The sequence below is a fragment of the Escherichia sp. E10V5 genome (genome assembly GCF_004212315.1).
Taxonomy (GTDB): domain Bacteria; phylum Pseudomonadota; class Gammaproteobacteria; order Enterobacterales; family Enterobacteriaceae; genus Escherichia.
This window is the reverse complement of record NZ_RHJM01000056.1, coordinates 1-12490: the sequence shown is the minus strand read 5'-3', so window position 1 is coordinate 12490 and position 12490 is coordinate 1. Positions and strand designations below refer to the sequence as shown.

The window sequence follows — 12490 nt, the reverse complement described above, 5'->3', positions numbered from 1 at the left end:
TGTTTTCAGGGAGGAGATCATCTTTGCCTGAGACTTGCACTATTTTTTTTTAAAATATCACATTGGGCACAGACATATTAGCATTCACAAATGGAGTAGGATTAGTGATGGTATATTTAAGGACATTCTTTTTAATTGATATAGTTGCCTGACCAATACCCCCAAATGTACTTTCAAAGTCCACAATTCCAACATTATCTTTGATTATACCGTTAATGTTTCTATCATTGCCTTCAGAACAGTCAATTCTATTTCCGTCATTAGTTATAAAGCAATATTTACCAACAAGATGAGCACCATCTTCGTCTAAATCCAATGTTAGCGATTGTGAGTCATTCTCCTTTACCCAATGACCAGAAAAATTAGCTATTGAGTGAAATGAAATAAAAATTAAAAGCAATAATATTCTTTTCATATATCAACCCTCAAACAATCATTAACTCTATTTATCCAGCCATTGAGGAATTTAATCTGTGCATTAGGTTCACCGTTGGTTATAGTTAAAGAACGGTAATAATCCTTTCTGATTTCTGCAATACGTGATAACAACTGCTCTTGATCTTCAACTGCATTTATACAATGAGTCATGTCATCATCCATTATGTAATTTACTATCAGGCGATTATTGTATTCATCATGAAGCATTTTTCGTATTCATTTGGTGTAATTATCACGACCAGTAATCTGTAACACACCTCTGCATTTAAACAGCAGGATATCCTTGATATAGTACCATTTACTGGTGTGATTACCAGATCACAACCATATTCAACTGTAACACTATTTGCATTACTGACTTTAGATACATAAGAATTCTTCTGATATCCTTTAGCTTTTAAAATCAGTTCTGCTGATTTTTTAGATATCCTCTAAACGCCTAAGTCAGTATAAAAGTCCAAAATAATATTGCTTTACTCTGTAATCATGTCATATTTCTGTGTTTGCTTATTAAATATGTAATTAACACTAATATCCGGCCCAATACTGTAACAATTCAGGTGAATCTGAGCTCCATCGTTTTCTAAGTTTTGAAAAATAGACGTCATATATGAACCAAATTCACAGCCATTCAATTGTGGGTTAATGACTTGTATTAATTTACCACTTACTTTATCAATTACATTTACTTTATTGATAACAATACCTTCCTCCCCCTCTATATATATCCCAATGAAAGCATGCTGTTTAGTTTGCCCCCAAAATGGAATATCCAGTTCTTTAGCCTCCCCTTTCAAAACACCATCACTAAGTCTGGATGTCTCCCTTAAGTCCACTTTTAAAGTGGAGCGAGCATTGCTCCATTCACCTGAAAAACCAACAGAGTTTCGTGTTAACTTGAAAGGACATTTTGCAATTTCAAACTTCTCACCTTGAATAATATATTTATCGAAACTCTCATTACTAACGGCCTCACATAACACAATCAAATTTGATTCATTCACACCATATAGTGGAATGGAGGTTCTATGATTATCGTAATAATAATTTCCCTCTACGTTCACATTTTTCCCAAAGTCATAATACTGGAGGGATAAATGCACAGGATATTTCCCTATATAACCTTCATAATTATTTACTACGTATGGAACGTATGCTGCCTGAATTGAAGCACTTAGCGACAGCACGAAACAGCCTAAAAAAGCTTTAATTTTAACCATCGTCTAACCTTGATTTTCAGTTAATTAAAATGCATCAGTAAAGACTTTAGTTGATTTGATTCTTTCAAAATGTTCCCGACGTTTTGCATAGCTAGTTGTATTTAAATTCACTTTTGCTGTTATTTTATCCACTATTGAACCTGTATCCCCTTGATCAGCAATGTCATAAAGTTTTTCGCGAAGCCAAAAATAAATAGCTGATCGCATACAGTAAATTCCTTCCTCAAGCAATGATGGATTCTTTATAAAATCAATATCATCCACCCAATTCTTTTTATAGTAATCAGAAAATCCTTGGTAATTTATTTTTCCTGTAAGATGAATACCTCCTCTACCTCTATATGCACTACCATCACCTGACGAAATATTTCCATTTCCTAATCTATTAGCATAAACTCTATCAGCAATAGCAATCTCATTTGCATGCTTCGTAATTCTTCCATTAAGTTTCGTATATGAATATTCATTTGCTTCTACAGGGTGTCTTCTAAAATAACTAAAGTTTGCCTTCAAACCCTCTTCGCTATAATTAAGGGCTTCAACAGGGCTAGCCATCCCTCCCATCTCTTCTCTTATTTGAGCAAAAAAATGATTGACTCTCAATACATTGTCTAGTTTGTATTCAATCGCATGATTATTAATTTCATCGGCAATATCCTGAAGAAATGAAAATTTCGCTGGTGATCTTAATCCATTGAATACTTTATAAAGCATATCCACTGTTATATGAACAATACGTTTATCTCCTATAGCCTCCAAAAACACCACCGGATGCATATGCCACGGCTCCGGTCCCAGCGCCACGCCCTTCTCAGACACTGCCTTCATCCACGTCATCTTATCCAGAAATGCTTCCAAATACGTTTTCCATAACGGTGCATCTCCGGTTAATGTATCCAGATAGTTTTTCCACAACGGGTCATCTTTACCGTAGTACCATTCACTGGCGTGTTTCGCAATTACACGGTATAAGCGATCGCGGTAAGAGATATTATGGATCGCCTGAAGATACTCCTGCTCCGAGTAATACCCGTCCTGGTTATTGTCTATCATCTCCAGCAGTTGCTGGTAGTTATATTTGTTCAGGGCATGAGTGGTACGCGTTTCATCCTGTGCTGCTTTATACAACTGCTCCAGAATACCCTTAACCACGTTATACGGTTGTTTTATCCCATCAATCAGGTCAAAGCTCGTTGGTGCTTTATTCAGCGTCACAAACCCCAGCTCGCCTAACGCGTACTGCGATACCTTTTTTACACTGGCAGCAGGTAACCAGCCACCTTCCGGGCGTATCTGATAATACGCAGCATCCTGGTTACTGGTCAGTGTATTCCCCCCGGCATCAACGCCAGGGACTTTGGCCAGCGTCAGAATTCCTGAGGCTTTTGTTTTTCGACTGCCCGCAACCATTCCCCGCTCACCCTTTTCAAATAATGGAGCGTTGGTTTGCCAGGTCAGATACACTGGCGCATCCTCTCCTGCTCTTCCGGGGTTGGTGATGAACTTTTCTATATCATCCATGCTCAGGCACTCTATATGTACCTGGTAGCGCGAGCGTTTACCGTTTTCCTCAGGTAGCTGATAAAAACCCATATGGCCGAGATTAGCCCCTGCACTGACAGTCACAGGGACTGGCGGGACATACACATCATTAAAAACGGATCCACTACCGGATGCTGCTGGTGCAACCGGCGTCAGACTGTCGCCGTCTGATACTACCCATACCCGGTCGCCCTTTTTCAACTTATCCTTATCCCGGCCCAGAGTGACCAGACTGAATGTTCTTGCTGCATCGCCTGGATTCTTACCTGGACGGATGATCTGCTGTGCGGTATTACCGGGCTCGTATGAAAGCGGGAAATCGGCTGTCAGTCTGCCTGCATTTTTATCTTGCAGCACATCGTCACTGCTCAGATAGTACGCCCAGTCTGTACGCGAAGTGCAGTTCACCACGCCTTCTGACTCATTAGTGTAAGCCGGAGTACATTTTGCCCACCAGGACGGAACGAGTGCTGATTTAACAGCCTTCAGAGCCCCCCTGTCTGATACCGTCCAGACTTTTGTTCTCGCTGCAAGCGTGTCTCCCGCTGCATTTTTCGTCTCTCTGATAATGGTCACTTCGGTAAACTGACGCAGGTCGCTGGTGCGGGTCACAATAGCGTCACTCAACGTGACTACCGTGTCTTTATTCAGTTTTCCGGCTGCGCGGCATGTCTGCACATCTTCCGCACTGGTGTAATAGCGCTGGACGCCTGCCACTTTTCTGTCCGCCTGGCTACCCTGTTGTTCATAAGCAGCATAGGGCGCCAGATTCATGTACAGCGTAAAAAACGTCAGTCCACTTTCTGCGTTATCAGCCGGCTGGATATAATGTTTCACCAGCACAAAAGAGGTCGAAATGAACAACTTTTCACCTCGCCATTCAATCGCGGCACTCTCGTAATCCTTGCATACCCGCCAGGCAACTATTTCACCATCGGCCATACAACGAATAAATTGCTCCCCTTTATAAAGCTCACGACAATATTCATTCTCAGCTTCACTGTCAGTACTCAGGGCGCACCAGGGAATGGTGGCATCAGTAATATGAATACCGCCATGCCACATTCCCTGACTTCCCACCAGATACAGTCCTGAGCTTTCCCCTCCGATCATCGATAACAACGCTTCCACAGAGGAAAAGGCATGGCCATTTTTGTTTGACGGTACGGGGTAACTGATTTTGGGTAACTTTGCTGTCATAAATCCCCTTCCATGCTATTCACTGCTCCATTTGGAGGAATTTTTAGCCGTGACCGTAACGTCTGTCATTTTAAAGTCCGGTGTTTCCAGTGGCAGGCTGCTGCCATTTCCGGGCACCAGATAGCTCGCTACCTTCATCACCATATTCCCTTTGGAGCCATGCTCAATCCCGTTCTTACTCAGTCTCAGGTAAGAGCCGCCACCGTTCAGCGTCAGCGTTTCCGGGGTGCTGATAATAATTTCGTCTTTACTACAGGTCACCGTCAGCTGTTTTTCAGAAAACAGGGCCATCGTGTTGTGCTGAGCCTGAATCTCGATGTCTCCCTGGTTGGCAACCAGCTTCGCCCCGTCTTTATGGACAAACAGACCAAGGGCTTTTTCCACCGTTACCGACAGATTTTTCATCGCACCGATATCAAGATGTTGACCGGCATTGATCATGGTATTGCGGGTACTGCTGAGCTGAAGATGTTCACCTGAGGTAAACGCCACCCCCTGCGGAGCGCTACCCAGTAGGACCGCAGACTGGAGGTCCCTGATTTTGTCAGTCACAAGACTAATCTGAGTATTGATATCAGAGATCAGGGCTCCGGCGGCTTCAGCGGCGCTGTTCAGCGCCTGCATCTGGCTGTTGGCCTGATTAATCTGACTTATCGCAGGGGCCATTTCCAGTACCGGTCCCTGGGCTTTGGCCTGGGCATCAGCCGTCAGGAACAGCCCTTTTGCCGCACGTACAGCACCATGTTCATCCGTTCGCAGTTCGAAACCGGCTCCGCGCTTTTCACGCTGGCCATTGACCAGGTGTCCCATGTTCAGTTGCGTTTTGCCATATTCCGTCGCGAGCTTGATATGCTCTTCCTGGCGCTTATCCTCCATCCGCAACTTATTGTTCGCAGGAGTGCGCCACACGTTTCGCGTATGGTTGTCACTGGTGACAGGGTCCGGATGTTCTGAGTCGTGCAGGGCATAGGCGATGTAGGGACGATCCGGGTCTCCGCTGTCAAATACGACGGCCACTTCCGTTCCGTCGATAAGCGGTGAGTGGAAGCCGTACGTATCACCGGCATAGGGCCTGGCCAGCCGCAGCCACAAACAGGCATAACCCTGTTCAGTACTGTTGCGGTCAAAGTCCAGTTTTACCCGGTAGCGCCCGTCCGGATCGAGCCAGGAACAGGTGTCACCTTTCTGTGTGCTTTCCACCCGGGCCGGAAGCGAGCCGGATATCACCGGGCGACTGAGCAGCGCCGGACGATAACAGACGGTTTCGCTATACGGGATGCCTTCAAAGGTCAGGGTAAAGCTACTTTTTCGTGAGCCACTGGTGCGCACCGTGGTGATGACAATGCCTTCTTTCACGGTATCGGGAAGCGTTCCGTCAGTTTCCAGTACCTGACCCGGAGCCAGATGAGGGCTGGAGGAATGCCCGCTGACGTGATATTGCGCATTCAGAATACGTTCGTGACGCAGACGGGCAAAGTATGCCCCGGTCTCCGGGCTTTCAGCGTCACCTGCTGTCAGGAAAGGTTCAGCATAATGGTATGTTTCTCCGGTGGTGATCCCTTCTTTGCTGAAAATGCTCTCGATACTGTCCTGAGGTTGTAGCGCTTCACGGTAGTTGTAGTCCCGGGTGGCCACACCTCCGCTCACCACGTTATATGCGGTCTGAATATCCCAGATGCTCTCCTGCCCGTTGTCACTCATCCCGGCCTGGTTGCGTAACGGTAGCGTGACACCAAATTCATACTGCTGCTGGCTGTCCTGGAAAATCACCACGTCCTGTTCAAGACGGCTGTCCATTTCATAGCGCCAGTAAATGCCCACTTCTGCCAGCAGACGCTGGATAAATTCAAGGTCGGTTTCCCGCCACTGGGTGATGAGCTCCCGGGAGGGGTATTCGCGGGAGAGGCGGAACTCGAAATCAGGCCCTTCCAGACAGTGTTTACGCAGTACCTGTTCAACCACTTCAGTGACTGACTGATTGAGGTAGATCTCGCTCCCTTTCGTATAGCCCAGAAGGGCAATACGGGGAACGATCGTCAGCGCGTAATAGGTTTCATCGTTCGAGGTAGACACGCGGCGAAACGACTCAACCACGCCAAATACCGTCCTGACCGGCTGGGCCGGAGTTCCGTCAAACACGGGTGTCTGGAAAGTGAATGAAGCGGGCTTCAGCAGTAACGAGTCACAAGCAATATCCGCAGAAGAGCTGGTGACCGCCACGTTATAGCGCCAGGGCTGGCTGAGTGATTCAACGGCGTTGTAACGTAACACATCCAGGAAATGGTCGCATTCATGCACTTCAACCCGGTACCGTGATTGCCCTAAAAGCTGATGTACCAGGCTGGTAGCCTTGTTGGAGAGGGAACTGCTCATGACGGCTCTCCTTCTGCCTGCTCCAGCAGTTTCAACAGCCAGTGCTCAGGCGTGATTTCCGCATGCGCACGGGTCTGACATAAAAAAGCCGCCCCCTCCAGTGCTCTGGCGCAATAAGGGGTAAGTCGTCGTAGCAGGACTGCTGAATGATGTTCCATTTCGTTCCCTCTTGTTCAGGCACGCTACCGCCCCTGGCCGTCAACCGATGCCCATAAGGTTCATGCCGATAAATTGTGAGACTGCTCTGCAAAGCGTCCGTCTGACAGGCGCTGTGCGGAGTAAAAAAAAGGCGGGCAGAAAGGATCTGCCCGCCAGAGTCTTATGCTGTGGTGCGTTCGTTCCAGGAATTGGAATGAATGATGTTGCCGTCTTTGTAGGTCCAGGTGATTTTTTCGTAGTGCAGCTCGATCTGCTCAAGGTGGTTATGCTTCTCGAAGGAGGCATCCTTGATGTCAGCGCCGCCATCGTCTTTCAGCCACAGATAAACTGGGATTGCCATGTTTACTTCTCCATTTCTTTAGTTGAAACGTCACGTACATCCTGTGACGTGTGTTACGCGCCTGGCAGACGACAGGCGTCAGCCTGGGGTACCAGACTGATCTCGACACGGCGGTTATGCGCACGGCCATCAGGCGTGTCGTTTGATGCAACCGGTCGGCTGTCACCGTAACCCTGCACGTCAATGCAACTTTCCGGGACGTCCCAGGTATCACGCATCCAGTTACGAACGGCCTCCGCTCGTTGTAAAGACAGGGTCTGGTTAAGCTGAACGCTGCCGGTATTGTCTGTGTGGCCACTGACCACGATGAGCCAGCCTGGTCTGGCTTTGACCCCTGCCAGTGCATTGACGAGTATTTTGGCAGAGCCGTCTTTGAGTGCCGATTTGCCGGAATCAAACAGCGACATGCCGTCGAGACGAACAATTTTCGGTACTGGTTTTTGTTTAGATGCTGGTTTTGGTTTAGGTGTTGGTGGTGGAGTCCAGGTATCGATAGCCTGTTGCACGGCCAGCCACAGGCGTAGCCCCGGGTAATAGCCCAGGCTGTAACGGAAAGGCTCTCCCTGACGCTGCCAGCGTTCAAGCAGGAGCGCATCCTGCTTCAGGGCAACCAGTGATTCTGCCTTAGGGCGATAGTGGTTCATCGGGATTGCATTCCAGCGCTGCAAATCGGTGCTCACCTGACAGATCAGGTCACGGTTATTGAGCTCAGAAATACCCAATGCGGTCAGAGCACACACCCACATCAGCAGGACCAGGCGACGGGTACGTTGCCCCCCCTGCACCGTTGATGCAAAAGGTGCCAGCAGCGGCAGAACCGCATCCGGAAATAAACTTTCCGGATCTATCTGCCCAGGCTTTCGGGAAAACTGCAAACAGGTGCGGGAATATAGCCAGTCGGTCCAGACTGACTGGGTTTCGAGAAGGACGGTACCGAGGCGCAGTGCCACGGAAAACGCTCGTTCAGGCGGGGTTAACCGATCAGGTTTCTCAAGCTCATCAGTCAGGGTTTTACGGATAAATGAAAATGCCTGACTGATCACGGGTAGTGCCGTAATATTGTCATTAGCCTGCAACCAGTCGATGAAAGCCTGCGGCGAATCATTTACCGGACATACAATCGGCTTGTCACCACGAACGATTATCCACGGAGTCTCAGGTCCGGAGAATTCGGCACTCACCACAACCGGTAGTGTGAAACCCGTCAGAGTTTTGATTTGTTTACTCTGCTGGCGGAGCGTCTTTAATGTGGAGCGCAGAACCGCTTCATCCTGATGATGGTCTGGCAGGCAACGGTACATAACCGAAAGCTGACCGACCTGGCGTGGGAACTGCGCCTGTATGCTGCGGACAACATCCGTTAACCGGCTGACGTCATCGGCCCGGAGCCACCAACCCTGAGCTGTTTTACGCAGAGGACTCCCCTGAAACAGCGCACCCAGCCCGTCACCGCATACCAGTACAACGGGGCCCTGGGTGTCGAGTAGTGGCAGGTCAGCAGCTGAAACGGAGGTGTCGGATACCGGCTGCTCCCGGCTGCAGTTATTAAAAACAGTCCAGTCTGCCAGCAGGAGGATCAGCACCGTGGTCAGACCTTTAAACACGTTCCCTGTTGGGATGAAATACCAGAGCAACCACAGCAATGTGCCAACAGCTGCAAAGGTGTGCAGGGCAACCGGAATAATGACTGATCTACGCATTAGTTACGTAGCTCCGGTATTTGTGCTGACAAGAGTGCCTGGAGCCACAGATGACCGCCCCACCAGATAACACCGGTAAGGATGATGGCAAGCGCTATCCAGAACCAGACTGAACGCATCAGACTCCAGCGATGTTTCCCCATCCGGTGAACAATCAGTGACAGGCCTGCATCAGGCGGAGAGCATCGCTCAGACAGGGCTTTGACGACTTCATCCCGCTGCGACTGACTGACCGCCTTCAATCCGTACACACCCTGAAAACCCAGGGCAATTACCCGGTGATAACACGTCAAAACGGCCGGGTTCGGTGAAGGCTGACGCAGGACCTCTGCAATGCTATCCCACAGCGCCTCACCTGCTCGAAGTGATCCGAAAAATCGTGCCTGAAGCGGGACTTTACGCCATGCCACCTGGCCCTCATCAATTTTCGGCTCTTCTCCTTCCTCGCACTTTTCAGGCTTACGGCTCATCACCGCCTCGTCCAGCAAGGCACATTGTGCGTAGGAAATATGCCCGACACTGTCCTCGTCATAACCGGCACGCTCCAGCGCTTCCCGCACACTTTCAACCTGTTTAACGCACTTGTCGTAAAGCGCACTACCATTGAGCGTGACGGCGCCTTTCTTCAGCATGGTGACGGTGAGCCAGGTTTCTGTCATCAGCTGGTCGATATCGATATCCTGTTTCATGAGCGCAATACCGCAAACAGTTCAAGTTCCAGTGCGCCAAGCATTTCAGGCACGTAGAACATACACACGCCCTGCTCCTGCATTTCATGCGCAGCGGGGCTTTCCATATCAAGCGCGAAGTACTGGTTTTCCATGCGTACAGGCAAAGCCGCCGGGACCCTGCTGACAGGGATCAGAGGGATCCCCTTGAGTGCAACACCATAGATCTCATTGACGTCATCAGGTGAACCCGCCTGACAAAGTGCCGGGAATTTATCGGCAACCTGCCAGGCCGGTATGTCTGAGCGAACAGAGAGGTAGAGGTCCGCCTCTTCGCGCAGACGAATATCGTGAAGGTTTGCTTTCCAGGTTTGGCCGTCCGGACGGGACATTTCCAGAGCAATGACCCGGGATGGCAGACTTGCCTCAAGTAACCCTGAGATCAGGTCAAACAGCGGAGGAAACGTATTGGCGGGATCCTCGTGGTCATACCCCGGTATGGCGTCGAGATCATGGTCCAGGGAAAAGGTCAGCATGCTTCCTGCCAGGCGTGCAAGCTCAGCCCACACCTGTTCAGGCGGACGGGAAGGAAAACGTTCGTATTCCGTCAGCACCCCAGCGTGGGAATTTAGCGCATTCAGCAACCAGAAAAGGGAAACATCGGCGACGGCAAAATCGGCAAGTCTCTCGTTGCTCTCACGACGCATTGTCATCAAACGTTGGCGTCGGGAACGTAACTGGCGATTTAACAGCACCAGACGTTCGCGAAGAACCGGGCTTGCCGAAAATGACGCAACGGGAGGAATGAAAGACGGGTCCAGTAGCCACGCATTATGTCCGTCCCGGATTAGCCTTGCTACAGGGCAGACTTTCCAGGAATCATTACTTTCATGGGCAAACCGGATGGAGAAATTGAACCGGGCAACTGCCATTGATTCTTCTTCAGGCCCAAATGCATCCGGCAACGTCACCCATTCTTCGCGATAGCGAAGCGGTCGATCCGGGAAGATGCCTTCCTGCTCAACGTTGGCAACACCCGGCTGCATATGAGGCAGTGCGATAACGACAGTTACTGCATCAAGACCTGCCAGCTGACTGGCATCTAACTCACGTGGCGCCGGAGGCAGATCGCTTCTTTGCGCATCAATCAGCGTTCCATCTTCCAGCCAGAGACGTAACTGCGTAATCTGGATCAGACCCGATGAAAGAAGACTGTCGTTAAACTCAATCTTTTCCACACCCCAGGGGAATGCAGATGCCAGTGCGGTTGCACCGGCGCTGCGAAAAGACTCCCATTCTGCCTGTTGCTGGAACTGCTGAGGGGACAGTAAAGCCCCCTCGTTCCACAATGGACGATAAATTTTCATCTCTGCGCCCGCCTTATGCTTTTGCTTTCGGCATCTGAGATACCAGCGACAGATTGACGTCCATACCCTCTCAGGGTGTTGGCAACATCAATACTGAACTCTGGGTTAAGCTCGGATAGAACGCTATTAAAGTTGTGTTTTGAAATAGTTAACTTGCTGCGTTCAGAAAACGGGAGAGTTTCTTTGCCGTTGCTGAAATTTCCCACCGCGAGAAGTTTTAAGGGCAACTCTACTTTCTTTTGGGCAGAACCCGTGTGCAGGTCAGGCTGGATGTTGACGCGTGCTTTTGGCACTTCATTCTGGAAGCTGGAATCTGCCATATCATTCCCTTTGTTGGGCAGTGGTGATAGTTACCACGAGGTATCTTTACAAAGCGATGATAGAGCGTTTTGCTAAAAAATATCAACTTTGCAGATCAAAAATCTGTCATTGTAATTCTATTAAGAATTTTCATCTACCATGTAACAGGGCGCATCTCTAAGTATTTTGGTAAAGGTTTTTTTGTTCACTGCTTATGTCGTCATTTACAGGGGGATTAACTATAAATAGGTGCCCTGGCGGTTGAATGTTTCATATGTGATCTTTTATTGGTTAAGATCAATGCAATGAGTGGGATGATTGCCTAGTGCGGATGTGTACCTTTGCACTGATAACTCACTGTAACAGTTACATTTTTTGTTACATGCTGTTGTGATAAAAATCCGAAAGCGGACTTATAGGAAAAACATTGTAAGTAATGGAGGGTATTTCGTTTTAAAAACTATCTGATTTGTATGACGTTGAATAAGTTACGGGTTATGTGGCAGGTTTCAGCATCAAAATCGTTGTTTCTCAACCGGTCGTTTACGAAACCGCGCCCGTGGTTACTGGGCGCGGAAAAATCCAGGTTTCCGGTGAAAAAAAACTATACGGCATTTCTTAGGGGGTCTTGACTCAATCGGATAACCTAAATGCGATGACCACTGACTTTAAATCAGGCCCTTACAAATCAGGAGTGGTTAAATAATGCGCTTAACGTACAAAATTTTCCATTTCCCAAACCGACCCCACATACGGCTCGCGAGTCCTGCGGACAGTGTCTGTTATGATGATGGATGCAGGGCTACCTGCGGCAAACTCCGATTCAGCCATGAAGCACACTATACCGGGTGCGCACTTTCACTGGATCCACTACACAGGGTACAGCTTTCACTTCAGTATCATCACGTTATCAGAGCCGATCATCATTCACGATACACTGTACCAGGTAAAGTTTCCTAACCGTGCCGCCACGCTATCAGGTATGGTGGCAATAACGTGATCCACTATACCGGGTGAGGATCACATTCTTGGCTAAAATACATACAAGACACCCAGAAAAGGCAGAAGAAAATGGACTGCATCGGGGTAATGGGGCTGATGCCACCCGGTGTAGTGGAGATACACTATACGAGGTAAATCAAAGCGAGTGTAGTGGCATAGTAAATTTGGCCACCTGAATAGA

Annotated in this window: 9 protein-coding genes and 2 pseudogenes; all 11 read right to left on the bottom strand. The window is 48.5% G+C overall.

Features of this window, described 5'->3' with window-relative positions:
* Positions 1-49 precede the first annotated feature (49 nt).
* A complete protein-coding gene (locus D9738_RS24480) occupies positions 50-415 on the bottom strand; it encodes a hypothetical protein (RefSeq protein WP_130210728.1) in 366 nt (121 codons plus the stop codon).
* On the bottom strand, positions 412-645 hold the full coding sequence (locus D9738_RS24475) for a hypothetical protein (RefSeq protein ID WP_240780278.1): 234 nt from the start codon (positions 643-645) through the stop codon (positions 412-414). Before D9738_RS24475 ends, D9738_RS24480 begins: the two co-directional genes overlap by 4 nt.
* A gap of 266 nt (positions 646-911) precedes the next feature.
* Entirely contained in the window at positions 912-1658 is a 747-nt protein-coding gene (locus tag D9738_RS24470) for a hypothetical protein (RefSeq protein ID WP_130210730.1), read from the bottom strand.
* A gap of 24 nt (positions 1659-1682) precedes the next feature.
* Positions 1683-4400: a hypothetical protein gene (locus D9738_RS24465; RefSeq protein WP_130261393.1), complete on the bottom strand. Its 2718-nt coding sequence runs from the start codon at positions 4398-4400 to the stop codon at positions 1683-1685.
* Positions 4401-4415: 15 nt separating this feature from the next.
* Complete coding sequence (vgrG, locus tag D9738_RS24460; RefSeq protein WP_130210734.1) at positions 4416-6773, bottom strand: type VI secretion system Vgr family protein; 2358 nt, start codon at positions 6771-6773, stop codon at positions 4416-4418.
* Positions 6770-6931, bottom strand: coding sequence for a hypothetical protein (locus D9738_RS24870; protein ID WP_165382800.1), 162 nt, complete (start codon positions 6929-6931; stop codon positions 6770-6772). Before D9738_RS24870 ends, vgrG begins: the two co-directional genes overlap by 4 nt.
* Before the next feature lie 161 nt (positions 6932-7092).
* Positions 7093-7227 (bottom strand): annotated as a pseudogene (locus D9738_RS24455) (type VI secretion system tube protein Hcp); the annotation flags it as partial.
* A 98-nt stretch (positions 7228-7325) separates the two neighbouring features.
* Positions 7326-8972: an OmpA family protein gene (locus D9738_RS24450; protein WP_130261392.1), complete on the bottom strand. Its 1647-nt coding sequence runs from the start codon at positions 8970-8972 to the stop codon at positions 7326-7328.
* Positions 8972-9661, bottom strand: coding sequence for a type VI secretion system protein TssL, short form (gene tssL, locus D9738_RS24445; RefSeq protein WP_130210740.1), 690 nt, complete (start codon positions 9659-9661; stop codon positions 8972-8974). Before tssL ends, D9738_RS24450 begins: the two co-directional genes overlap by 1 nt.
* Positions 9658-11007, bottom strand: coding sequence for a type VI secretion system baseplate subunit TssK (gene tssK, locus D9738_RS24440; RefSeq protein ID WP_130210742.1), 1350 nt, complete (start codon positions 11005-11007; stop codon positions 9658-9660). Before tssK ends, tssL begins: the two co-directional genes overlap by 4 nt.
* 53 nt (positions 11008-11060) lie before the next feature.
* A pseudogene (locus D9738_RS24435) lies at positions 11061-11327 on the bottom strand (type VI secretion system contractile sheath small subunit); the annotation flags it as partial.
* Between the last annotated feature and the right edge of the window lie 1163 nt (positions 11328-12490).

Excerpts from the sequence above, each read along its gene's own strand:
- D9738_RS24480 (WP_130210728.1), bottom strand. The coding sequence starts at position 415 with ATGAAAAGAATATTATTGCTTTTAATTTTTATTTCATTTCACTCAATA.
- tssL (WP_130210740.1), bottom strand. The coding sequence starts at position 9,661 with ATGAAACAGGATATCGATATCGACCAGCTGATGACAGAAACCTGGCTC.
- tssK (WP_130210742.1), bottom strand. The coding sequence starts at position 11,007 with ATGAAAATTTATCGTCCATTGTGGAACGAGGGGGCTTTACTGTCCCCT.
- D9738_RS24450 (WP_130261392.1), bottom strand. The coding sequence starts at position 8,972 with ATGCGTAGATCAGTCATTATTCCGGTTGCCCTGCACACCTTTGCAGCT.
- D9738_RS24475 (WP_240780278.1), bottom strand. The coding sequence starts at position 645 with ATGCTTCATGATGAATACAATAATCGCCTGATAGTAAATTACATAATG.
- vgrG (WP_130210734.1), bottom strand. The coding sequence starts at position 6,773 with ATGAGCAGTTCCCTCTCCAACAAGGCTACCAGCCTGGTACATCAGCTT.
- D9738_RS24470 (WP_130210730.1), bottom strand. The coding sequence starts at position 1,658 with ATGGTTAAAATTAAAGCTTTTTTAGGCTGTTTCGTGCTGTCGCTAAGT.
- D9738_RS24870 (WP_165382800.1), bottom strand. The coding sequence starts at position 6,931 with ATGGAACATCATTCAGCAGTCCTGCTACGACGACTTACCCCTTATTGC.
- D9738_RS24465 (WP_130261393.1), bottom strand. The coding sequence starts at position 4,400 with ATGACAGCAAAGTTACCCAAAATCAGTTACCCCGTACCGTCAAACAAA.